Source organism: Pseudomonas sp. F01002, assembly GCF_004402115.1.
GTDB classification, from domain to species: Bacteria; Pseudomonadota; Gammaproteobacteria; order Pseudomonadales; family Pseudomonadaceae; genus Aquipseudomonas; species Aquipseudomonas frigoris.
On sequence record NZ_SOPU01000015.1, the window covers coordinates 226,958 to 249,808 of the forward strand.

Sequence of the window (22,851 nt, forward strand, 5' to 3'; positions counted from 1 at the left end):
AAGGCATGCTCATTGGCGTAATTCGGGTTTATGATGCCGGACGGCAGAATCATAGAAGTCCCCCCAGGGATGACCTCGACCCCTTACGGAGCGCGCAATGCAGACTTTGTACCCGCAGATCAAACCCCACGCCCGGCACGATCTGGCCGTCGATGAAACCCACACGCTGTATGTCGACGAAAGCGGTTCGCCGGAAGGTTTGCCGGTTGTATTCATCCACGGCGGCCCCGGCGCCGGGTGTGATGCCCAGAGTCGTCGGTTTTTCGATCCAAACCTGTATCGCATTGTGACCTTCGACCAGCGCGGTTGCGGTCGTTCCACGCCCCACGCCAGCCTGGAGAACAACACCACCTGGGATCTGGTCGCCGACCTTGAGCGAATTCGCCAGCATCTTGGCATCGATAAATGGGTGTTGTTCGGCGGTTCATGGGGATCGACCCTGGCACTTGCCTACGCGCAAACCCACCCGGAGCGTGTGCACGGTCTGATTCTGCGCGGGATTTTTCTCTGCCGTCCGCAGGAAATCGAGTGGTTCTACCAGTGTGGCGCCAGTCGTCTGTTCCCCGATTACTGGCAGGACTACATCGCGCCGATCCCGCTGGACGAGCGCGAAGACTTGCTCTCGGCTTTCCACAAACGCCTGATCGGCAACGATCAGATTGCCCAGATGCACGCGGCCAAGGCCTGGTCCACCTGGGAAGGCCGGACCGCCACCCTGCGCCCGAACCCGATGGTGGTCGATCGTTTCTCCGAGCCACAGCGCGCACTGTCGATTGCCCGCATCGAATGTCACTACTTCACCAACAATGCGTTCCTTGAGCCCAACCAGCTGATCCGCGACATGGGCAAGATCGCCCATTTGCCTGGCGTGATCGTCCACGGTCGCTACGACGTGATCTGCCCGCTGGATAACGCCTGGGAGCTGCATCAGAACTGGCCGAACAGTGAATTGCAGGTGATCCGTGACGCCGGCCATGCCGCCTCCGAACCTGGCATTACTGACGCACTGGTTCGCGCCGCCGATCAGATGGCCCATCGTCTGCTCGACCTGGCCCCTGAAGAAGCATGAAGGGCCTGCTGCAACGCGTGCGTGGCGCGCGAGTCGAGGTAGCGGGGGAGGTGGTGGGCGCCGTCGATCAGGGATTGCTGGTGTTGGTGGCGGTCGAGCCCGAGGATACTCGGGCCAGCGCCGACAAACTTCTGCAGAAACTGCTTAACTATCGTGTGTTCAGTGACGCCGAGGGCAAGATGAATCTGTCCTTGGCGGATGTAGGCGGTGGGTTGCTGCTGGTCTCACAGTTCACCCTGGCCGCCGATACCAAGAGCGGGTTGCGTCCGAGTTTTTCGACCGCTGCCCCTCCGGCCCTGGGCGAGGAGCTTTTCGACTATCTATTAGGTAAGGCGAAACAGGTGCATGGCACTGTGGCATCAGGTAGATTCGGCGCGGATATGCAGGTGCACCTGGTCAACGACGGCCCGGTAACCTTCCTGTTACAGACCTGAAAGCGCTTGAAACATGTTTTTAAGGGCTTTTCGACTGAAAACAGGCGTTTTTCGCGATAAATACTTTGTTACCCCTGATGCGTTGTAACGCGGCCTACTAGATAATCGCGCGCTACGGGGATCAGCGTTCGTTGGTCCATTTTGACTTAGGTAGAGACTTGTCCTGGACCTCTTGGGGAATCATTTAGCCCCTTAGGAGTCGGAACAATGCTCGCCAACTTGGCAAGAGTGGTCTGTAGGGTCGGTTTTTCCATGCCGCGCACCCCACAGGCACTTTAACTGGCCGTTGGTTTTTTGATCTGTTTTCGGCGAGGGTTGCTCGTGATTGTTAGTCCCTGTAATGCAAAATTGTCTGCCAAACGGTTACGAAGCGCTCTGGTAGCGGGCTCTGCACTGCTCTGCCTGCTCAGCGCCGGTCAGCTTTGGGCATTCAATCTGGATGATGTATCGGTCAAGGCAAAAGAGCTGGCCGGGCAGAAATACGAAGCTGCGCGCAGTAACCTGCCGAACGAGTTCCGCGAGATGAAATTCGCGGACTATCAAAAAATTCGCTTCCTGACCGAAAAAGCCGAGTGGGCCGATCAGAAAACCCCGTTCAAGCTGTCGTTCTATCACCAGGGCATGCATTTCGATACGCCGGTGAAAATCAACGAAATCACAGCTAACACCGTCGAAGAGATCAAATACGATCCAAGTCGTTTTGATTTCGGCGACGTGAAGTTCGATCCTAAAGCCACCGAACAACTGGGTTATGCCGGTTTCCGTGTGCTGTACCCGATCAACAAGGCTGACAAGCAAGACGAAATCATGACCATGCTCGGCGCGAGTTACTTCCGCGTTGTCGGCAAGGGTCACACCTATGGCTTGTCCGCTCGCGGCATGGCCATCGATACCGCGTTGCCGTCCGGCGAAGAATTCCCGCGTTTCACCGAGTTCTGGATTCAACAGCCGAAGCCGGGTGACAAGCACCTGGTGATCTTCGCCCTGCTGGATTCGCCACGCGCTACCGGTGCCTATCGCCTGACCCTGCGTCCGGGCAGCGACACCGTTGTCGACGTCAAGGCCAAGATGTTCCTGCGTGACAAGGTCACCAAGCTTGGCGTTGCGCCGCTGACCAGCATGTTCCTGTTCGGTGCCAATCAGCCGTCGAAAGTGCTGAACTACCGTCGCGAATTGCACGACTCCAGCGGCCTGTCGATCCATGCTGGCAATGGCGAATGGATCTGGCGCCCACTGAACAACCCGAAACACCTGGCGGTGAGCAACTTCTCGATCGAGAACCCGCGCGGTTTCGGCCTGCTGCAACGTGGCCGCGACTTCAGCCACTACGAAGACCTCGACGACCGCTACGACAAGCGCCCAAGTGCCTGGATCGAACCAGAAGGCGATTGGGGCAAGGGCTCCGTCGATCTGGTAGAGATTCCGACTGCGGACGAAACCAACGACAATATCGTTGCGTTCTGGAGTCCGGAAAAACTGCCTGAGCCTGGCCAGTCCCTGGATGTTGCTTACCGCATGCACTGGACCATCGACGAAGCTGCACTTCACGCACCGGACAGCGCCTGGGTTCAACAGACCCTGCGTTCTACGGGCGACGTTAAACAGTCCAACCTGATTCGTCAGCCGGACGGTAGCGTTGCTTATCTGGTGGACTTCGAAGGCCCGTCCCTTGCGGCATTGCCGGAAACTGCGGACGTTCGCAGTCAGGTCAGCGTTGGCGAGAATGCCGAGTTGGTCGAGAACAGCGTACGTTACAACCCTGAAACCAAGGGCTGGCGCCTGACGTTACGGATGAAGATCAAGGATCCGGGCAAGCCTACCGAGATGCGTGCTGCACTGGTCGAGAACATCGTGCCTGCCGACCTGGCCAAAACATCGGTACCCGCGTCCAATTCGTCCGTCGCCAAGGCCGACAAGATTGCCGCCCGGCAGCAGGAGAAGCTGGACAGGGAAGCCAAGGAAGCCAAGGAAACCAAGCAAGCTGAGACCAAGCAGGTTGGAGCCATGCCAGCCGCAGATTCCAAGGACAAGGACAACAAAGACGCCAAGCAGCCAGTCGCTGCCGACGCGGCCCCAGCCACACCGGAATCGGCACCGACTGAAGAAGTCCTGACCGAGACCTGGAGCTACCAGTTGCCTGCCGATGAGTAATTCTCAAGTACAGCCAGAGACTCTTGCCGAGTATCTGGCGCATCTACCAATGACCGACGAGCAGCGCGCGGAACTCGCGGGCTGCCAGTCTTTCAGCGAATTGCATGAACGCCTTTCGTCCTCGACGTTCGACGCGCCGACCGAGGCTGCTCAAGCTTCGGTGGGTCGTCGGCTGACCCTGAACACCGCCGAAGAACTGGCAGACGCTGAAATGCTGGTGCTCGACGCCAGCGGCCGGGTCTGTCTGCGGGCAACCCCGCCGATTCGTCGGACCAAAGTCGTGCCGGAGCCGTGGCGCACCAACATTCTGGTGCGTGGCTGGCGTCGTCTGACCGGTCGCACCAATCCGCCGGCCCCGCCGAAGGATGAAAATGTGCTGCCGGCGGCTCGCTGGCGCACCGTCGGTTCGATCCGTCGCTACATTCTGCTGATACTGATGCTCGGCCAGACCATCGTTGCTGGCTGGTACATGAAAGGCATCATGCCGTACCAAGGCTGGTCGTTCGTCGACCTGAACGAAGTGCTGCATCAACCGCTGTCGCAAACGGCTACGCAAGTACTGCCGTATGCGCTGCAAACCAGCATCCTGATTCTGTTCGGGATTCTGTTCTGCTGGGTGTCGGCCGGTTTCTGGACGGCACTGATGGGCTTCCTCGAGTTGCTCACAGGCCATGACAAATACCGCATTTCTGGTAAAAGCGCCGGTAACGAGCCGATCCCCAAGGACGCGCGCACCGCACTGGTGATGCCGATCTGCAACGAAGACGTGCCTCGGGTGTTTGCCGGGTTGCGGGCGACCTTCGAGTCGGTTGCGGCCACGGGCAACCTGGATCGCTTCGACTTCTTTGTCCTCAGCGACAGTAACGACGCCGATATCTGCGTCGCCGAGCAACAGGCCTGGCTGGACGTCTGCCGTGAAGCCAAGGGCTTCGGCAAGATCTTCTATCGTCGCCGTCGCCGTCGCGTTAAACGTAAAAGCGGCAACCTCGACGACTTCTGCCGTCGTTGGGGCGGTGATTACAAGTACATGGTCGTGCTCGACGCGGACTCCGTGATGAGCGGCGATTGCCTGACCAGTCTGGTGCGCTTGATGGAAGCCACCCCGGACGCCGGGATCATCCAGACCGCGCCGCGCGCGTCTGGCATGGACACGCTGTATGCACGCATGCAGCAGTTCGCCACCCGCGTGTACGGTCCGCTGTTTACCGCCGGTCTGCACTTCTGGCAGTTGGGCGAATCCCACTACTGGGGCCACAACGCGATCATCCGCATGAAGCCGTTCATCGAGCACTGCGCCCTGGCGCCGTTGCCCGGTAAAGGCGCGTTTGCCGGTGCAATTCTGTCCCACGACTTCGTTGAAGCGGCGCTGATGCGCCGTGCCGGCTGGGGCGTGTGGATTGCCTACGACTTGCCGGGCAGCTACGAAGAATTGCCGCCGAACCTGCTGGACGAACTCAAGCGTGACCGTCGCTGGTGCCACGGCAACCTGATGAACTTCCGGTTGTTCCTGGTAAAAGGCATGCACCCGGTGCACCGTGCGGTGTTCCTGACGGGCGTGATGTCTTACTTGTCGGCGCCGTTGTGGTTCTTCTTCCTCGTGCTGTCGACGGCGCTGCTGGCGGTCAACACGCTGATGGAGCCGCAGTACTTCCTTGAGCCGCGCCAGCTCTATCCGTTGTGGCCACAATGGCACCCGGACAAGGCGATCGCGCTGTTCTCGACCACCGTCGTGCTGCTGTTCCTGCCGAAGTTGTTGAGCATCATCCTGATCTGGGCCAAGGGCGCGAAAGAGTTCGGTGGCAAGTTCAAGGTGACGTTGTCGATGCTGCTGGAGATGCTGTTCTCCATGCTGCTGGCGCCGGTGCGGATGATTTTCCACACCCGCTTCGTGCTCGCCGCGTTCCTCGGCTGGGCCGCGACCTGGAACTCGCCGCAACGTGACGACGACTCCACGCCATGGAGCGAAGCGGTCAAACGCCACGGTCCGCAAACCTTGCTGGGCTTCTTCTGGGCCCTGCTGGTGATCTGGCTGAACCCGAGCTTCCTCTGGTGGCTGGTGCCGATCGTCGGTTCGTTGATGCTGTCGATTCCGGTGTCGGTGATTTCCAGTCGAGTCGGCCTGGGCCTCAAGTCCCGTGACGAAAGCCTGTTCCTGATCCCTGAGGAATACAATCCGCCACAGGCGTTGCTGGCGACCGACCAGTACACCCACGAAAACCGTTGGCATGCGCTGAACGACGGCTTCGTCCGCTCGGTGGTCGATCCACAGCAGAACGCCTTGGCGTGCTCGCTGGCGACGTCCCGTCACCGTCAGGCCGAGCCGATCGAGTGGCTGCGGATCGAACGGGTGCGTCATGCGCTGAAAGCTGGGCCTGAGGGTCTGAACAACAATGAGCGCGTGGAACTGCTCAGTGACCCGGTAGCACTGGGTCGTCTGCATGAGCAGATCTGGAACGAAGCTCACCCCGAGTGGCTGGAGGCGTGGCGTAAATCGGTGAAGGCCGATCCCCATGCGCCGCTGTTGCCGCTCAAACCGCTGAGTGTGCAGCCTCAGTTGGCCTGATGAAATCCCCCCGCATCCTTTGAGATCGGGGGCGCTTCAAAAAGATCGCAGCCTTCGGCAGCTCCTACATGGTGTACATCTGTAGGAGCTGCCGAAGGCTGCGATCTTTTGCTTTCCGTCCTCCGAAACAACAAATCCCACCCAAACCCTTGTGCAAACGAACGAGTGCGTTAGCATCCGTCCCCGAATTGGTGCGCCCGGACAACTTTCTGTTCGTATCTGCCGTTTTTCCAAGGAAAACCTGCGGTTTGCGCGCCTCACAACGCGATGGTTTTGGGGACTTGATGATGAAGAAGTATCTCTCGATGCTGCTGGTCGGCGTCACGGCATTGGTTGCAGTCAGCGCGGCGCACGCCGGTGCCATCGATGACGCGGTCAAGCGCGGCACGCTGAAAGTCGGCATGGACCCGACCTACATGCCGTTCGAAATGACCAACAAGCGTGGCGAGATCATCGGCTTCGAAGTCGACATCCTCAAAGCCATGACCAAGGCCATGGGCGTCAAGCTGGAGATGGTTTCCACCGGCTACGACGGCATTATTCCGGCCTTGCTCACCGACAAGTTCGACATGATCGGCAGCGGCATGACCCTGACCCAGGAACGCAACCTGCGCCTGAACTTCAGCGAACCGTTCATCGTGGTGGGCCAGACCCTGCTGATCCGCAAGGAACTGGAAGGCACTATCAAGTCCTATAAAGACCTGAACACCGCCGACTACCGCATCACTTCCAAGCTTGGCACCACCGGCGAGATGGTCGCCAAGAAGCTTATATCCAAGGCCAACTACCACGGCTACGACAACGAGCAGGAAGCCGTGCTCGACGTGGTCAACGGCAAGGCCGACGCTTTCATCTACGACGCGCCTTACAACGTCGTGGCGGTGAACAAGGTCGGTGCCGGCAAATTGGTGTTCCTCGACAAGCCGTTCACCTACGAGCCGCTGGCCTTCGGTCTGAAGAAGGGTGACTACGACAGCCTCAACTTCATCAATAACTACCTGCGTCAGATCCACGAAGACGGCACCTACGATCGCATCCATGACAAGTGGTTCAAAGACACCGCTTGGCTCAAGGACATGGAATAAGGCTCGGTCAGTTAGACCGCGTCGCTCCATTCGCGAGCAAGCCCGCTCCCACATTTAACCGCGTACTTATCCAGCAACTCGGTCAACTGTGGGAGCGAGCTTGCTCGCGATGGCGTCCTCCTTGGCGACACAAATTTCGGAATCTGCTTACAGATGAAACAGAAAAAAGCCCAATGGCCGTGGCACGTTTTAACCGTGCTGCTGCTGATCGGCCTGGCCGGCGCGTTGTATTACGCCACCTCGCTGATGTCCTACGAATGGCGCTGGAACCGTGTGCCGCAATACTTCGCCTATCACGCCGAAGAATCCCAGCGTGCCGCCGATATCTCCACCGTCAGCGAACTGGTGCGCAAGGGCGACAAGGCTGAAGTCACCCTGCGCAATGATGCCGGTACAGAGCAGCACCTGACCGTCGACGATAGCAGCCTGCAAGTCGCCCAAGGTGATGACGTGGCAGAAGGCGACGTGATTGGCGTGACCCGCCATTGGGCCGCCGGACCGCTGATGTGGGGGCTCTGGACCACCTTGTGGTTGTCCGTGGTTTCAGGTGTGCTCGGTCTGCTGATCGGCCTCGCCACGGGTCTGTGCCGACTGTCGAACAATCCGACCCTGCGCGATCTCTCGACAATCTACGTCGAACTGGTCCGCGGTACGCCGCTGCTGGTGCAGATCTTCATTTTCTACTTCTTCATCGGCACCGTGATGAACCTCTCCCGGGAGTTCGCCGGGATCGCCGCGCTATCGCTGTTCACCGGCGCTTATGTGGCGGAAATCATCCGTTCCGGCGTTCAATCCATCGCCCGTGGCCAGAACGAAGCCGCGCGCTCCCTGGGTTTGAGCGCTGGTCAGTCGATGCGCCACGTGGTGCTGCCGCAAGCGTTCAAACGAGTGCTGCCACCGCTGGCCGGCCAGTTCATCAGTCTGGTCAAGGACACCTCGCTGGTGTCGGTGATCGCCATTACCGAACTGCTGAAAAGCGGTCGCGAAGTCATCACCACCTCGTTCTCGCCGTTCGAAATCCTGTTCTGCGTGGCCGGTCTGTACCTGTTGATCAACCTGCCGCTGTCGAAAATCGCCAGCCGGCTTGAGCGGAGGCTCGCGCAAAGTGATTGAAGTCCGCGATCTGGTAAAAGTTTTCGACACCCGCGGCCACGTGGTTCGCGCAGTGGATAACGTCTCGACGCACGTGGCCAAGGGCGAAGTGCTGGTGGTGATTGGCCCGTCCGGTTCCGGCAAGTCGACCTTCCTGCGCTGCCTCAATGGCCTCGAGGAATTCGACTCGGGTTCGGTGAGCATCGACGGCTTGCAACTGGCCGACCCGAAAACCGATGTGAATGCCTACCGCCGTGAAGTCGGCATGGTGTTCCAGCATTTCAACCTGTTCCCGCACATGACCGTGCTGGAAAACCTTTGTCTGGCCCAGAAAGTCGTGCGCAAGCGCGGCAAGAAGGAGCGCGAGGCCAAGGCCTTGGCGTTGCTGGAGAAAGTCGGCATTGCGCAGAAAGCCAACGAGTTTCCGTCGCGTCTTTCCGGTGGTCAGCAGCAGCGCGTGGCCATCGCCCGGGCACTGGCGATGGAGCCGAAGGTCATGCTGTTCGATGAGCCGACCTCGGCGCTCGACCCGGAAATGGTCGGCGAAGTGCTGGACGTGATGAAAACCCTGGCGGTGGAAGGCATGACCATGGTCTGCGTCACCCACGAAATGGGCTTCGCCCGGGAAGTGGCGGATCGGGTGCTGTTTTTCGATCACGGTAAATTGCTGGAAGACGCTTCACCGGCCGAATTCTTCGATGCACCGAAGGATCCGCGGGCTCAGGCCTTCTTGCGCCAGGTTCTCTAACCTCAGCGCCTGCGGAACCGCATTCGCGAGCAAGCCCGCTCTCACATTGGTTTTGTGATCGACACATATCCCCTGTGGGAGCGAGCTTGCTCGCGATGGCATCACCTCGGTCCCAAGCGAACCGAGGCATTCGTATCACCTTAAACCTTGAACCGTCCCACCAGCATCTGCAGATGCGTCCCCAGCCGCGCCAGCTCAACGCTAGACGCCGCGGTCTCTTCACTGGCGGCCGAGGTCTGCTCGGACACGTCGCGCACGTTCAGCACGCTACGATTGATCTCTTCGGCCACCGCGCTCTGCTGCTCGGCCGCGGCGGCGATCTGCTGGTTCATCGACTGAATCGCCGAGACGGTGCGGGTAATACTTTCCAGCGAGCCACCGACGCGGCGGGTCAGTTCGACGCTGCTGTCGGTCAGGCTGCGGCTGTTGTCCATGATGGTCGCCACTTGCTGGGTGCCGGTTTGCAGGCCGACGATCAGCTCTTCGATTTCTTCGGTTGACTTCTGGGTACGCTGGGCCAGGCTGCGGACTTCGTCGGCGACCACCGCAAAACCACGTCCGGCCTCACCGGCACGGGCGGCCTCGATGGCGGCGTTGAGGGCCAGCAGGTTGGTTTGCTGGGCCACGGATTTGATCACGTCGAGCACGCTGCCGATCTTGTCGCTTTCGCGTTTGAGATGATCCATGGCCTCGGTGGAGTTGCCGACTTCTTTGGCCAGGCGCTCGATCTGGGCGATGGCTTCGCCGACCACTTTGTCACCTTCGCGGGCCTGCTGGTCGGCGGCGACGGCGGCTTCGGAGGCTTCTTCGGCGTTACGCGCGACTTCCTGCACGGTGGCGGTCATTTCATTCATGGCGGTGGCCACCTGGTCGGTTTCGACCTTCTGGCTGTTGACCCCGGCGCTGGTCTGCTCGGTGACTGCCGACAGCTGTTCGGCGGCACTGGCGATTTGCGTGACGCCGTCACTGATGCCGCCAATCAACTCGCGCAGGCCCAGGGTCATGCTTTGCATGGCGCGCTGTAGCTGACCGAGTTCGTCCTGACGTTCAGAGATAAGGTTTTGGGTCAGGTCGCCGGCAGCAACGCGCTCCGCCACTTTGAGGGTCTGGCTCAGGGGAATCACGATCTGGCGAGTGATGGCCCACGCGGCAAGCATGCCGAAGGCCAGCGCAAGGGCGGTGGCCAGCAGCAGCAGGTTTTTGGCGTGCGCGGCGTCGGTGTCACGGACGATGGTTTGCGATACGGTGAGTTTTTTGCTGGCGTCGAACAGGATGTCGCCTTGTACGGCCATGCGTTTGAGCGCGGCAGCGCTGGCAACCTGAGAGTCACGGAACTGGCTGACGGCGGCGCGATAGGCCTTGAGCGAGTCAGTGGCCTGCTGCAGGTTGGCGATGTGCTGTTCCGGCAGTTTGGAGGGCAGGCTTTCGAGGTTTTTCAGCGCGTTGTCGATGGCGTCCAGCGCCGGTTGCTCGGCTTCGGTTTTGCCGCTGTAGGTGTAACCGCGCACCTGGAAGCGTGCTTGCTGGATCAGTTTGCTCAGGTCGATCACGCTGTTGAAATCGGCGACGCTGTCACCTTGCAGCATGGATTTTTCGACGTCGGCGACACGGGCCACGGCGTTGTCGGCGGTGGCGCCTAGTTTGCCGCGGGCGTCTTCGCGGGTGGCGCCGGCCTGGGTCATGGCGGTGAAGGCTTGTTTGTACTCACTGACGGCGGCCAGTTGCTGGTCGATCATCGCCACGTCGGCCGGTTGTTCGATCAACGTGCGTGCGGTTTTCAGGCCGGTATCGAGTTGGCCAAGCAGGTCGTTGACCGCACCGGGGCCTTGTTCGCCCCGACGCATTTCGTATTCCAGGCGGGCCACGCGCAGGTCTTTGGTCAGGTCATTGAGGCTGGCAATAAACCCCAGCTTATCGCCGCGACTCATCACGCCGCTCAGGCCGGTCCAGCCGGTGAAGGTGATCAACAAGGTAAGAAGCAGCACCAGACCGAAGCCGACACCCAGTTTGCGATTGACGCTGACGTTCCCCAGTTTCTCGGCTAGCCATCGGTACATGCTGCTACTCCCCAGGACCACTCATTGGTTTTATGGGAACTGTATCGGCCGGATGACGAGAATCTGTAGGAGCTGCCGAAGGCTGCGATCTTTTGATCCTGGCAGCCGCGAGATCGGCACAGATCAAGATCAAAAGATCGCAGCCTTCGGCAGCTCCTACACAGGGTGGTGCGGTGTCAGAAGAGGCGGGCGAGCAGCGCAGTGACGGCGGTTTCGACCCGCAGGATTCGGTCGCCGAGCTGTACCGGTTGCAGGCCGGCCTTGCCGAGCAGGTCGATTTCGTAAGGAATCCAGCCCCCTTCGGGGCCGATGGCCAGGGTCACCGGTTCGGCCAGGCCACGAGGGCAGGGCGGGTAATGGCCGGGGTGGCCGACGAGGCCGAGGGTGCCCTCGGTGATTGCCGGCAGACGGTCTTCGACGAACGGCTTGAAGCGTTTCTCAATGACGATTTCCGGCAACACACTGTCCCGGGCCTGTTCGAGGCCGAGGATCAACTGCTCGCGAATCGCCTCGGGCTCCAGGAACGGGGTTTGCCAGAAGCTCTTCTCGACGCGATAGCTGTTCACCAGAATGATTCGTGGTACACCCATGGCCGCCACGGTCTGAAACACCCTACGCAGCATTTTCGGGCGTGGCAGGGCCAGTATCAGGGTCAGTGGCAGCTTGGCGGGTGCTGGCTGGTCGAGGGTGACGCGCAATTCGGCTTCATCGGCGTCCAGGCGCAGCAGTTCGGCCGAACCCATTAGCCCGCCGATACGCCCGACCCGCAGGCTGTCGCCGACAACCGAGCGGTGGACTTCTTGCATGTGCGTCAACCGGCGATCACGCAGGATCGCCCGGTCGGCCGCAATGAAGTCGGCCTCTTCGAGCAGCAGCAGGTTCACGGTTGAGTCGCTGGTGGCTGGTCGTTGTGATCGTCGGCCGGTTGGTCGTCAGGGTGCTCGCCGCGCTTGCTGATCAGGCTCCCGAACAGGATGCCGATTTCAAACAGCAGCCACATCGGTACCGCCAACAGTGTCTGCGAGAAGATGTCCGGTGGCGTCAGGATCATGCCGACCACGAAGCAGCCGATGACCACGTACGGGCGGATTTTCTTCAGGTATTTGACGTCGACCACGCCGATCCACACCAGCAGCACCACGGCCACCGGAATTTCAAACGCCACGCCGAAGGCGAAGAACAGCGTCATGACGAAGTCGAGGTAGCTGGTGATGTCAGTCATCATTTCCACGCCGGCCGGGGTGGCGGCGGCGAAGAACTTGAAGATCAACGGGAACACCAGGTAATAGGCGAACGCCATGCCGGTGTAGAACAGCACGATGCTGGACATCAACAATGGCACCGCGATGCGCTTCTCATGCTTGTACAGGCCCGGTGCGATGAAGCCCCAGATCTGATGCAGGATCACCGGGATCGCCAGGAACAGCGAGACCATCATGGTCAGCTTCAGCGGCGTCAGGAACGGCGACGACACGTCGGTGGCGATCATCGTCGCGCCGGCCGGCAGGTACGCGCGCAGCGGCGTGGAGACGAAGGTGTAGATCTGCTGGGTAAAGGCAAACAACCCGGCGAAGATGATGAAGATCGCCGCTACACAACGCAGCAGACGGGTACGCAACTCGGTGAGGTGCGAAACCAGCGGCATGTGCTGGTCGTTTTCAGGGAGATCGCTCATGGGGCTCGCGGCGGCAATGTTGGGTCATGTGGGGTCGGCGCAACAGGCGCAGCCGCAGGCGTAACGGGTTCAACCGGGGGCACTGCAACAACGGGCGCGGATTCGACAGCCGCTACCACAGGTGCTGGCTCGGCGACTGGAGCATGAATCGTCTGCTCCGCCACCGGTTCAACCGGCTGAACCGGTGTAGCCTCCTGCTGAGTCGGCGTGAAAATCTTCCGCGCCTCCTGTTCCAGCGACAGAATGTGCTCGTTGTGCAGCTGCCGACGAATCTCGTCGGCACCGATTTCACGTTCAACTTCCTGTTTGATCGCGTTGAAGCTGCGCTTCAGACGGCCGACCCACAGGCCGGCGGTGCGCGCAGCACCCGGCAGACGCTCAGGGCCCAGCACCAGCAGGGCCACGAGGCCGACGAGCAGCAGTTCAGAGAAGCTGATACCAAACATTAGTCAGTGCTCACACGTCTTTGCGGATCGGCTCTTCGACTTTTTGCGCCTGCACATCGATGGTGTGCGGCTGGTTCACAGACTGTGTGGTCTGTGGCTGAACGGGTGGAACCGGTTGGGCCGGGGTTACCGTCGGGTCAGCTGGCTTGTCTTCATCGTTCATGGCTTTTTTGAAGCCCTTGATCGACTCACCCACGTCAGTGCCCAGGTTTTTCAGTTTCTTGGTGCCGAACACCAGCACGACAACAACCAGGATGACGATCCAGTGTTTCCAGTCAAAAATGCCCATGTTGCTGCTCCTCTCTAATAGTTGTTCAGGCGGACGGGCGCGAGGCTTTCTCGGCGTGTCCGGACAGACCGAAACGACGGTCCAGTTCATCGAGTACAGCCTGTGGATGCTGCCCCAGTTGGGCGAGCATGACCATGCTGTGGAACCACAAATCGGCGGTTTCGTAGATCACATCGCTGCAGTCACCGCTGATGGCGGCATCCTTGGCGGCAATGATGGTTTCGACCGACTCTTCGCCGACTTTTTCCAGAATCTTGTTCAGGCCCTTGTGGTACAGGCTGGCGACATACGAGCTGTCGGCGGCGGCGCCTTTGCGCTCTTCCAGCACTTGGGCCAGACGGGTCAGAGTGTCACTCATGGGTGTGTCCTGCGCTATAGATGGCGTGCGGATCTTTCAGGACCGGGTCGACGGTTTTCCAGTCGCCGTTCTCGAAGACGCGGTAGAAGCAGCTCTGACGGCCGGTATGGCAAGCGATGTCGCCGATCTGCTCGACCATCAGGATGATCACGTCGGCGTCACAGTCCAGACGCATCTCATGCAGGGTTTGCACATGGCCGGACTCTTCGCCCTTGCGCCACAGCTTGCCGCGGGAACGTGACCAGTAAATGGCGCGGTTCTCGGCAACGGTCAGTTCCAGCGCTTCACGGTTCATCCAGGCCATCATCAGGACGCGCCCAGTCTTGTGATCCTGGGCAATCGCCGGCACAAGGCCATCGGCGTCCCACTTGATCTCGTCCAGCCAGTTTTTCATCTTCGACTCCGACAGCGGGTTCCACACTTCATTAGTAGAACCAAGCGTTGAAACAGTGTGCCAGCGTGCGGGGGCGCTGGCTATCGGCGAACGACCAGATACAAACCAACCGCCACCATGATGCCGGCCGGCCAATGACCCAGTTCGTTCAGCGGCCCACCGGCAGCGAGTATTGTGCCGCCGGCCAGGTGTGCACAGCCGAGCAGTCGCAGCAGCCAATCGTCCTTGCGGCGGTGCCACGGTGGTGGCGGGTCGTAGGCGTGAGGCTGGGATATGCGCTCGAGCAGGTCGCGGGCCATGTTGGCCAGGTGCGGCAACTGCTCGAACTGGCTCTGCACGTTGCCGAGCAAGGCTTTGGGGCTGACGCGCTCACGCATCCAGCGTTCGAGGAACGGCTGGGCGGTGTTCCACAAATCGAGGTCCGGGTACAGCTGACGACCCAGGCCTTCGATGTTCAGCAGGGTTTTTTGCAGCAATACGAGCTGCGGCTGCACTTCCATGTTGAAGCGCCGGGCGGTCTGGAACAGGCGCATCAGCACCTGGCCGAAAGAAATATCTTTTAACGGTTTTTCGAAGATCGGCTCGCACACGGTGCGGATCGCCGCCTCGAATTCGTTGAGTTTGGTTTCCGCCGGCACCCAGCCCGAATCGATGTGCAATTGCGCCACACGACGGTAGTCACGCTTGAAGAACGCGAACAGGTTGCGCGCCAGGTAGTCCTGGTCTTCCGGGGTCAGGCTGCCGACGATGCCGCAGTCGATCGCAATGTACTGCGGGCTCCACGGGTTCACGGTGCTGACGAAGATGTTGCCGGGGTGCATGTCGGCGTGGAAGAAGCTGTCGCGGAACACCTGGGTGAAGAAGATCTCGACGCCACGTTCGGCGAGCATTTTCATGTCGGTGCGCTGGTCGGCCAAGGTTGTCAGGTCGGTGACCTGAATGCCGTAGATGCGCTCCATCACCAGCACTTTCGGCCGGCACCAGTCCCAATAGACTTGCGGCACGTACAGCAGCGGCGAGCCTTCGAAGTTGCGCTTCAACTGGCTGGCGTTGGCCGCCTCCCGCAGCAGGTCGAGTTCGTCGTAGATGGTTTTTTCGTAGTCCAGGACCACGTCCACCGGGTGCAGCAGGCGCGCGTCGGCCGAAAGCTTTTCGGCGGCGCGGGCGAGGATGAACAGCCACGCCAGATCCTGCGCGATGATTGGTTTGAGGCCCGGGCGGATGACCTTGACCACCACTTCTTCGCCGGTTTTCAACTGCGCGGCATGCACCTGCGCCACCGAGGCGGAAGCCAGCGGCTCGACGTCGAAACGGCTGAAGACTTCACTGATTTTCTTGCCGAGTTGTTCTTCGATCAACTTCACCGACACTTGCGAGTCGAACGGCGGCACGCGGTCCTGCAGTTTCATCAGCTCATCGGCGATGTCTTCCGGCAGCAAGTCGCGGCGGGTGGACAGGATTTGCCCGAACTTGATGAAAATCGGTCCCAAGTCCTGCAACGCCAAGCGCAATCGCGCGCCACGGCTCAGGTCCAGCGTCTTGCGCGGGAACCAGCGCCACGGCAAGGCGTAGCGCAGCGCCAGCAGAAACCACGGCAGTGGCAGGGCGAACAACAGGTCATCGAGGCGGTAGCGAATCACAACGCGCTGGATGCGCAACAAACGGCGGACGGCAAGCAGCTTCATGCGTTATCGCTTGGGTCGAGGGATCGGGAAAGGCGCTCAAAACGCGCCTCGAGACGTTCCAGGTCGAGTTTGATCTGGTCCAGTTCACTGAAACGGGCTTCGGCTTCGCGCTGGCCGACGAGGGTGCGCGATTCTTCGGCCAGGTACTCGCCAAGGTTCTGATTCAGGCTGGCGAACCCTTGCTGATAAAAGCGTGCGCGGCTACGCAGGTGACCGCCGAGCAGTTGCGTGGCGACAGGTCCCAGCCAGCGCGAGAGTTCGTACTCCCAGTCCAGTTCAAGGTCCTGAAGGATCGCTGCCAGCTCCAGCAGCACGCCGCTGTCGCCGTCGAGTTCGACTTCAGGAGCATGCAGGACCGAAGTTTTGTCCTTGCTCATGGCCAGTTTCAGCAGGCTGGAGGCCGGTGCGCGCAAGGTGCAGTCGGCGCCGGTTTCCCAGTGGGACGCCAGCATCAAGCCTTCGTCGCTGGGCAGGATGAACACTTGCAGCGCCGGACTGCGGCAGTCGACCGCAATCACCTTGCCACTCAAATGCGCCAGCCGCGGCAGCGCCGTGCTGTCGAGACGCAGCACCCGGTTCAGACCGAGTTCAACGCTGGCGAGCAGGCCGGCTAGCAACATCAGGGTTTGATGCCGCGGTGCAGGGCGACGATGCCTGCGGTCATGTTGTGGTAGGTCACGCGGTCGAAACCGGCCTCGACCATCATCGACTTCAGGGTTTCCTGATTCGGGTGCATGCGGATCGATTCGGCCAGGTAACGATAGCTTTCCGAGTCGTTGGTGATCAGCTTGCCCATCAGTGGCATGAAGGCGAACGAGTAGGCGTCGTAGGCTTTGGACATCAGCGCGTTGGTTGGCTTGGAGAACTCAAGCACCAGCAAACGGCCGCCCGGTTTCAGCACGCGCAGCATCGAGCGCAGGGCGTCTTCTTTATGCGTAACGTTGCGCAGGCCGAAAGCGATGGTCACGCAGTCGAAATGGTTGTCCGGGAACGGCAGCTTTTCAGCATCGGCCTGAACGAATTCGACGTTGCCGGCCACACCCAGATCCAGCAGGCGGTCACGACCGACCTTGAGCATGGATTCGTTGATGTCGGCCAACACGACCTGGCCGGTCGGGCCAACGAGGTGCGAGAACTTTTTGGTCAGGTCGCCGGTACCGCCGGCGATGTCCAGCACGCGGTTACCGGTGCGAACGCCCGACAGCTCGATCGCGAAACGCTTCCACAGACGGTGCATGCCGCCCGACAGGAGGTCGTTCATCAAGTCGTACTTGGCGGCTACCGAGTGGAAAACCTCAGCGACTTTTTCCGCTTTTTGGCTTTCCGGAACGTTTTTGAAGCCGAAGTGAGTGGTGGGTTCGGCATCGCTGCCTTTGCGCTGATCAGTCATATCGCTGTCACCAAAAGAGAATGCGGGACATTCTAATCCCGGTGGCCTGCTTTGTCTTGGCAAGGCTGCAGGTAAGATAGGTAACCACCGGGACGTTTTGCCGCAGTAGCGGTCAAGATGCTTCAGGAAAGTATTCATAAAGCAGGAGTCATTCGATGGCCCGTATTAGTGTTGAGCGTTCCCACGGCCTGGGTAAGGAAGCGGCCCGCGAGAAAGCCGACAAGTTGGCGCAAAAACTGTCCGAGCAATATGGCCTGGAGTCGCAATGGTCCGGCGACACCCTGAACCTCAAGCGTTCCGGTGTGAAAGGCGCGGTGTATGTGGGCGAGGATTCGATCAAGGTCGATGTCGAACTTGGCCTGTTGATGTCGGCCATGAGCGGCACCATCAAATCGGAAATCGAAAAGGCCCTCGATAAAGCGTTGGCGTGATGCCGAAAAGATCGCAGCCTCGTTTCACTCGACAGCTCCTACAGGGGCGACGGTGTAGGAGCTGTCGAGTGAAACGAGGCTGCGATCTTTTCCAAAAGGCACCACCGATTCATGTCAGTTGTTAGGGTGCCGTTTCTAATTATTCTCACTACTTTGTGCCTGAGCCCGACTCTTTCGCGGGCAGTTCCTCAAACCTTCTGCGCGTGAGGTGCACCATGGCCAAAGTTATTTTGAAGAAAAAAATCGACGCTTCGACGACTGCTCTGAGCGACGTTAAATCTTATGCCCGCAAGATCTGGCTGGCAGGCCTGGGTGCCTACACCAAGGTCGGCCAAGAGGGCAGCGAGTACTTTCAAGAGTTGATCAAGGCTGGTCAAGTTGTTGAAAAGCAAGGCAAAAAAGTAGTTGCCGAGAAACTTGAAGCGGCCAATGCCGAGATCGATGAAGCCAAGAGTGAAGTCACTACTTTCAAAGGTAAGGTCGAAGTTCAGCTCGACAAGGTCGAGAAGGCTTTTGACTCGCGTGTCGCAAGTACCTTGAATCGTATCGGCATTCCGTCTAAACATGACGTTGAGACACTCTCTGCCAAGCTCGATGAGCTGACGGCATTGCTCGAACGCGTCGCGCGTAAATCTTAAGGAGAACGGGATGGCTGGCAAAAAGAATACTGAAAAAGAAGGCAGCTCGTGGATCGGGAAAGTCGAAGACTACTCCCGCAAAATCTGGCTGGCTGGTCTAGGCGTGTACTCGAAGATCGACACTGACGGCAGCAAACTCTTCGATACATTGGTTAAAGACGGCGAGAAAGCCGAGAAGCTCACCAAGAGCGCTGTCGGCAAGAAAGTCGATGCTGCCAAGGACTCTGCTTCGTCGGCCAAGTCGCGCATCAGCGGCGTGAAAGATCGCGCACTGGGCAAGTGGGATGAGCTGGAAGGGGCTTTCGACAAGCGTCTGAATAGCGCCATTTCGCGCCTGGGTGTACCGAGCCGCAATGAAGTCAAAGCGCTGCACAGCAAGGTCGATACCCTGACCAAGCAAATCGAAAGACTCACCGGTGCCAAGGTGGCGCCTGTTGCGGCGAAAACCGCGGCGGCCAAACCTGCGGCGAAGTCCGCTGCCAAACCACTGGCTAAAGCTGCCGCTAAACCAACGGCCAAAACTGCCGCAGCGAAACCTGCAGCAGCCAAGCCAGCGGCCAAAGCAGCAGCAAAACCAGCTGCCAAAACTGCAGCGGCCAAACCCGCTACCAAGCCAGCGGCCAAACCTGCCGCAGCGAAGAAACCAGCGGTGAAAAAGCCGGCAGCTGCGAAAGCGGCTGCACCAAAACCAGCAGTGGCTGCCGCCAAACCGGCAACCCCGGCCCCGGTCAGTGCATCGAACTCCGCTACTGCGCCGATCCCTGCTGTAACCCCGACTGTCGCGCCAGCTCCTTCGACGCCAACCAGTCAGTCCTGATTTTCAGGGCTCAAGAAAACGCCCGGCCTGCAAAGGTCGGGCGTTTTTTTATGCATAGATTAATGAACACCGCAGATCCACTGTGGGAGCGGGCTTGCTCGCGAAAGCGGTTGGTCAGTCGACATCATTTTTGAATAATAAACCGCTTTCGCGAGCAAGCCCGCTCCCACAGGGGTTATTCGTGTTCTTCGAGGTATTGAAGGGCCAGTTGCTCCGTCGCCACCTTGATCGGCGGCAACAGATGCGGCGCCACCAGCATCATGATCTGGTACACCACCAATCTCACCTCACCCTCGCGATCAAGAATCCGCTGATAGTCCAGCGAAAACAGCAGCGTCATGGTGATCTGTTCCACCAGCTGCCCCAGCGCCTGGGTGTCGCTGACCAATTGCCCCTGAGCCTTTAATCGTGCGAGCAACGAAGCCAGTGTGCGCTTCAACGCGTTGAGCAGGTTGCGTATGCCCTTGGCCAGTTTCGGCAAGCGCCCGGCGAGGTTCGACAGGTCCTGGAACAGAAACCGGTAATGGGCCAGGCGCTCAACGATCAGGTGCAGGAACAGCCAGTAATCTTCTGGTGCAAGTTCCACATCGGCCGGTGGATCGAGCAGGGGCGCCAGTTCGGCCTGGAAGCGCTCGAACAGCCCGAGAATCAACGGTTCCTTGCCATGGAAGTGGTAGTAGAGGTTGCCCGGGCTGATGCCCATTTCGTTGGCAACTTCCATGGTGGAGACGTTCGGCTCGCCCTTCTGATTGAACAACTGCAAAGCACATTCGAGAATCCGGTCGCGGGTTTTCATCCAGTCTTCTTAATGGTTCGTTGAACGTCAGCGCACACGCACGTAAGTACCGGGTGCTGCCTCCATCGGTGGATAGTTCTGGTTGCCGAGCGCCATGTGGGTTTCTTTTAGCGCGCCTGAACGTTCTTGAATCCAGCCCAGCCACTGAGTCCACCAACTGCCGTCGACTTGCTTGGCGTCGTAATACCAGGCCCGTGGGTCACCGCTCAGCTTCGTGCTCTCGACGAAGTTGGCTTTCGGGTTTGATGGTGGGTTGAGAATGCTCTGTACATGGCCGCTGTTGGACAACACGAACCGTCGCTCGCCACCCAGCAGCAGGGTCGAGCGATACACCGCATCCCACGGGGTGATGTGGTCATTGATGCCCGCGACGCTGAAGCTGTCGACGTTGACTTTCTGCAAGTCGATCGGCGTGCCGCACACCTCCAGACCTCCCGGATGACTCAGCGGGTTGTGTTTGAAGAAGTCCAGCAAGTCGCCATGGAGGGCTGCCGGCAAACGTGTGTTGTCGTTGTTCCAGTAAAGGATGTCGAACGCCGGCGGCTCCTTGCCCAACAGGTAGTTGTTAACGAAATAGTTCCAGATCAAATCGTTGGGGCGCATCCAGGCGAAGATCTTGGCCATGTCGCGACCATCCAGCACGCCTTTCTGATAGGAGCGACGCTTGGCTGCTTCAAGCGTCTGTTCGTCGGCGAAGAGGGTCGCAGGCGAGTCCATCTGACTGTCGAGCAGGCTCACGAGATAGGTCGCGCTGGAAACCCGCCGAAGTTGTCGCTTGGCCTGTAAGTGACCTTGCAGGGCGGCGATGGTCAGCCCGCCAGCGCAGGCGCCCATCAGATTGACTTCGCGAGCGCCGGTGATCGCCCGGCACACATTCATCGCTTCTTCCACGGCTTCAACGTACGTCGACAGCCCCCATTCGCGATGACGTACATCCGGATTGCGCCAACTGATCATGAAGGTCTGCAAACCGTTCTTCAGGGCGAACTGGACGAAGCTGTTCTGCGGGCTCAGGTCGAAAATGTAGTACTTGTTGATCTGTGGCGGAACCACCAGCAGCGGTTTGGAATACTGCTTTTCGCTCATGGGCTTGTACTGGATCAACTCCAGCAGCTCATTGCGAAACACCACGGAGCCCGTAGTGGTGGCGACCGTTTTGCCGACCTCGAAAGCTTGCTTGGTGACTTGTCTGGGCAGACCGTCGTTGTGCAGGAAGTCGTCGACCAGATGGCTGATGCCTCGCACCAGGCTGTTGCCGCCGGAGTTGAAGATCTCCTTGATCGCCAGCGGATTAAGCAGGCTGTTGGACGGTGCCATGGCGTCGTTGAGCAAGGCGAACGCAAAGTGGGCCCGGGCGCGATCGTCCGGGGTCATGTTGCTGTCGTCGATCCAGTGTTTGACCTGCTTCTGCCAGCTCAGGTAGGCCTGCAAACTGCGGCGATAAAAAGGGTTGAGACTCCACGCCGGGTCGGCAAAGCGGTTGTCCTGCGGATTGGTCGGGTGCAGGGTTTCGCCCAGCAGTACGCGGCCCAGTTGACCGCCCAGCTTCAGGGCGTGTCGGGCGGTGTGCACCGGGTTGCGCAAACCATGTGAGGCAACGCTGCGCAGGGTGGAAAACAGATCCCGACCACGCAGGCCGGTAATCGCACTCTGTGCGTTGATGAACGCGGCGGGAGTGGGCAAAAATTCCCTCGCTGGTTTTTCGCGCATGAATCAACACTCCTTCGTCTTCAGGCCAAATACAGATACACCGAACCAGAACACCATAGACGCTGTTGCGGAATGTTGCGCGGCGCTGCGTCTTCCCGACCCCTTTTTGTAACAAAAGCCAGGGCCGATTAGCCGCCCAATGGCGCCGGATGCGGATGCATCACGGCACGCTGACGTTCTTCCTCGAGAAACTTCATGATGATCGGTGCTACTGCTTCGGCCCGGGTAATCAAAAACAGATGCCCGTCATCGATGATGTGCAACTGGGCGTTGGGAATCCGCCAGGCCAGTAACCGCATGTTGACCAACGGAATCAGAGGATCGTCGTCACCGGCCAGTACCAAGGTTGGCTGGTGGATCTTGTGCAGCCAGTGAATGCTGGTCCAGCCGAGGCCGGCGAACAGCTGCCAGTAGTAACCGAGTTTGCCTGCCGAGCGGACCTTGGCGGCATGGCTGGCGGCGAGGGTTGGATCGCGACGGAACGCACCGCCATAGATCATCGGCGCGATGCGAATCACGTGAGACGGCTGGATGTAGCGTCGTGGACTGGCCATCATCCACAGGACTCTCGGCTTGCCCGGCACCATCACCGTGCCAGCCGCCGTGGCCGCCAGAACGAGTTTCTTGCAGCGCTCGGGATAGTCGTAAGCGAACTGCTGGGCCAGGGCACCACCCCACGACACGCCAATCACATTGACTTGCCCGTAGTCGAGATAGTCGAGCATCCGCGCCGTGAGTTTCGCCAGGCCTGGAAAGCGATATGGTCGCCTTGGCGTCGACGAACCGCCGACACCAGGGACGTCGAAGGCGATGACTTCCAGGTCGGGATCCAGCGCCGCGACGAACGGAAACACCAGCTCCAGGTTGGCGCCGATGCCGTTGAAAATCAGCAAGGGCGTCAAGTGAGGCTTGCCGGGGCGTACCGCCGTGCGGAGGGTCTGGCCATCCAGGTCGACGGTACGAAATATGAACGGTTGCGGCATGCTTCAGGCCCTGTGGGTCACTGTCTCAATTTCACCCCCG

Annotated in this window: 23 protein-coding genes and 1 pseudogene; 10 read left to right on the plus strand and 14 right to left on the minus strand. The window is 59.7% G+C overall.

Annotated elements, in window-relative coordinates; translation table 11 throughout:
- Positions 1 to 97: 97 nt before the first annotated feature.
- The 7 genes from pip (at position 98) to E3W21_RS10685 (ending at position 9,142) form a co-directional block, all read left to right on the plus strand.
- Positions 98 to 1,069: a prolyl aminopeptidase gene (gene pip, locus E3W21_RS10655; protein WP_056741134.1), complete on the plus strand. Its 972-nt coding sequence runs from the start codon at positions 98 to 100 to the stop codon at positions 1,067 to 1,069.
- Positions 1,066 to 1,503: a D-aminoacyl-tRNA deacylase gene (dtd, locus tag E3W21_RS10660; protein ID WP_008149496.1), complete on the plus strand. Its 438-nt coding sequence runs from the start codon at positions 1,066 to 1,068 to the stop codon at positions 1,501 to 1,503. Before pip ends, dtd begins: the two co-directional genes overlap by 4 nt.
- Positions 1,504 to 1,824: 321 nt before the next feature.
- The gene (locus E3W21_RS10665) at positions 1,825 to 3,654 is read left to right on the plus strand and encodes a glucan biosynthesis protein (protein WP_134419648.1); all 1,830 of its coding nucleotides are present in this window, start codon (positions 1,825 to 1,827) and stop codon (positions 3,652 to 3,654) included.
- Complete coding sequence (mdoH, locus tag E3W21_RS10670) at positions 3,647 to 6,217, plus strand: glucans biosynthesis glucosyltransferase MdoH (protein WP_129439203.1); 2,571 nt, start codon at positions 3,647 to 3,649, stop codon at positions 6,215 to 6,217. The genes E3W21_RS10665 and mdoH overlap by 8 nt, the downstream gene beginning before the upstream one ends.
- A gap of 287 nt (positions 6,218 to 6,504) precedes the next feature.
- Positions 6,505 to 7,302, plus strand: coding sequence for a transporter substrate-binding domain-containing protein (locus E3W21_RS10675; RefSeq protein ID WP_134419650.1), 798 nt, complete (start codon positions 6,505 to 6,507; stop codon positions 7,300 to 7,302).
- A 153-nt stretch (positions 7,303 to 7,455) separates the two neighbouring features.
- A complete protein-coding gene (locus E3W21_RS10680) occupies positions 7,456 to 8,415 on the plus strand; it encodes an amino acid ABC transporter permease (protein WP_129439201.1) in 960 nt (319 codons plus the stop codon).
- Positions 8,408 to 9,142 carry an amino acid ABC transporter ATP-binding protein gene (locus E3W21_RS10685; protein ID WP_046045596.1) on the plus strand — a complete coding sequence of 245 codons (735 nt, stop codon included), beginning with the start codon at positions 8,408 to 8,410 and terminating at the stop codon, positions 9,140 to 9,142. Before E3W21_RS10680 ends, E3W21_RS10685 begins: the two co-directional genes overlap by 8 nt.
- Positions 9,143 to 9,282: 140 nt before the next feature.
- Here the strand turns inward: E3W21_RS10685 and E3W21_RS32315 are convergent, their stop codons facing one another.
- The 11 genes and pseudogenes from E3W21_RS32315 to ubiE form a co-directional block, all read right to left on the minus strand.
- Positions 9,283 to 10,155: a methyl-accepting chemotaxis protein gene (locus E3W21_RS32315; protein ID WP_371927074.1), complete on the minus strand. Its 873-nt coding sequence runs from the start codon at positions 10,153 to 10,155 to the stop codon at positions 9,283 to 9,285.
- Positions 10,141 to 11,199 (minus strand): annotated as a pseudogene (locus E3W21_RS32320) (methyl-accepting chemotaxis protein); the annotation flags it as partial. The gene E3W21_RS32315 and the pseudogene E3W21_RS32320, both read right to left, overlap by 15 nt.
- A 176-nt stretch (positions 11,200 to 11,375) precedes the next feature.
- Positions 11,376 to 12,083 carry a 16S rRNA (uracil(1498)-N(3))-methyltransferase gene (locus tag E3W21_RS10695; RefSeq protein WP_134419652.1) on the minus strand — a complete coding sequence of 236 codons (708 nt, stop codon included), beginning with the start codon at positions 12,081 to 12,083 and terminating at the stop codon, positions 11,376 to 11,378.
- Positions 12,080 to 12,874: a twin-arginine translocase subunit TatC gene (tatC, locus tag E3W21_RS10700; RefSeq protein ID WP_129439196.1), complete on the minus strand. Its 795-nt coding sequence runs from the start codon at positions 12,872 to 12,874 to the stop codon at positions 12,080 to 12,082. The genes E3W21_RS10695 and tatC overlap by 4 nt, the downstream gene beginning before the upstream one ends.
- Positions 12,871 to 13,320 carry a Sec-independent protein translocase protein TatB gene (gene tatB / locus E3W21_RS10705; RefSeq protein ID WP_129439194.1) on the minus strand — a complete coding sequence of 150 codons (450 nt, stop codon included), beginning with the start codon at positions 13,318 to 13,320 and terminating at the stop codon, positions 12,871 to 12,873. The genes tatC and tatB overlap by 4 nt, the downstream gene beginning before the upstream one ends.
- Before the next feature lie 10 nt (positions 13,321 to 13,330).
- Positions 13,331 to 13,609, minus strand: a complete 279-nt coding sequence (locus E3W21_RS10710) for a twin-arginine translocase TatA/TatE family subunit (RefSeq protein WP_129439192.1) — start codon at positions 13,607 to 13,609, stop codon at positions 13,331 to 13,333.
- A gap of 25 nt (positions 13,610 to 13,634) precedes the next feature.
- Positions 13,635 to 13,967 (minus strand): phosphoribosyl-ATP diphosphatase, encoded by a 333-nt coding sequence (locus E3W21_RS10715; protein WP_007899279.1) that lies wholly within the window; start codon positions 13,965 to 13,967, stop codon positions 13,635 to 13,637.
- Positions 13,960 to 14,361, minus strand: coding sequence for a phosphoribosyl-AMP cyclohydrolase (hisI, locus tag E3W21_RS10720; protein ID WP_134419654.1), 402 nt, complete (start codon positions 14,359 to 14,361; stop codon positions 13,960 to 13,962). Before hisI ends, E3W21_RS10715 begins: the two co-directional genes overlap by 8 nt.
- 80 nt (positions 14,362 to 14,441) lie before the next feature.
- Positions 14,442 to 16,046, minus strand: coding sequence for a ubiquinone biosynthesis regulatory protein kinase UbiB (gene ubiB, locus E3W21_RS10725; RefSeq protein ID WP_129439189.1), 1,605 nt, complete (start codon positions 16,044 to 16,046; stop codon positions 14,442 to 14,444).
- Positions 16,043 to 16,666, minus strand: coding sequence for an SCP2 domain-containing protein (locus E3W21_RS10730; protein ID WP_129439187.1), 624 nt, complete (start codon positions 16,664 to 16,666; stop codon positions 16,043 to 16,045). The genes ubiB and E3W21_RS10730 overlap by 4 nt, the downstream gene beginning before the upstream one ends.
- The gene (gene ubiE, locus E3W21_RS10735; protein ID WP_007948968.1) at positions 16,666 to 17,436 is read right to left on the minus strand and encodes a bifunctional demethylmenaquinone methyltransferase/2-methoxy-6-polyprenyl-1,4-benzoquinol methylase UbiE; all 771 of its coding nucleotides are present in this window, start codon (positions 17,434 to 17,436) and stop codon (positions 16,666 to 16,668) included. Before ubiE ends, E3W21_RS10730 begins: the two co-directional genes overlap by 1 nt.
- A gap of 155 nt (positions 17,437 to 17,591) precedes the next feature.
- Here ubiE and E3W21_RS10740 point away from each other — a divergent pair, with 155 nt between their 5' ends.
- The 3 genes from E3W21_RS10740 (at position 17,592) to E3W21_RS10750 (ending at position 19,322) form a co-directional block, all read left to right on the plus strand.
- Positions 17,592 to 17,867: a polyhydroxyalkanoic acid system family protein gene (locus E3W21_RS10740; protein WP_134419656.1), complete on the plus strand. Its 276-nt coding sequence runs from the start codon at positions 17,592 to 17,594 to the stop codon at positions 17,865 to 17,867.
- Between the two features lie 215 nt (positions 17,868 to 18,082).
- A complete protein-coding gene (locus E3W21_RS10745; RefSeq protein ID WP_129439183.1) occupies positions 18,083 to 18,505 on the plus strand; it encodes a phasin family protein in 423 nt (140 codons plus the stop codon).
- A gap of 10 nt (positions 18,506 to 18,515) precedes the next feature.
- On the plus strand, positions 18,516 to 19,322 hold the full coding sequence (locus tag E3W21_RS10750; RefSeq protein ID WP_134419658.1) for a phasin family protein: 807 nt from the start codon (positions 18,516 to 18,518) through the stop codon (positions 19,320 to 19,322).
- Between the two features lie 175 nt (positions 19,323 to 19,497).
- Here the strand turns inward: E3W21_RS10750 and E3W21_RS10755 are convergent, their stop codons facing one another.
- From E3W21_RS10755 to phaZ, 3 genes are all read right to left on the minus strand, one after another.
- Positions 19,498 to 20,118 carry a TetR/AcrR family transcriptional regulator gene (locus E3W21_RS10755; RefSeq protein WP_033055348.1) on the minus strand — a complete coding sequence of 207 codons (621 nt, stop codon included), beginning with the start codon at positions 20,116 to 20,118 and terminating at the stop codon, positions 19,498 to 19,500.
- 27 nt (positions 20,119 to 20,145) lie between these two features.
- Positions 20,146 to 21,828: a class II poly(R)-hydroxyalkanoic acid synthase gene (gene phaC / locus E3W21_RS10760; RefSeq protein WP_134419660.1), complete on the minus strand. Its 1,683-nt coding sequence runs from the start codon at positions 21,826 to 21,828 to the stop codon at positions 20,146 to 20,148.
- Between the two features lie 128 nt (positions 21,829 to 21,956).
- Positions 21,957 to 22,811 (minus strand): poly(3-hydroxyalkanoate) depolymerase, encoded by an 855-nt coding sequence (phaZ, locus tag E3W21_RS10765; protein WP_129439177.1) that lies wholly within the window; start codon positions 22,809 to 22,811, stop codon positions 21,957 to 21,959.
- Between the last annotated feature and the right edge of the window lie 40 nt (positions 22,812 to 22,851).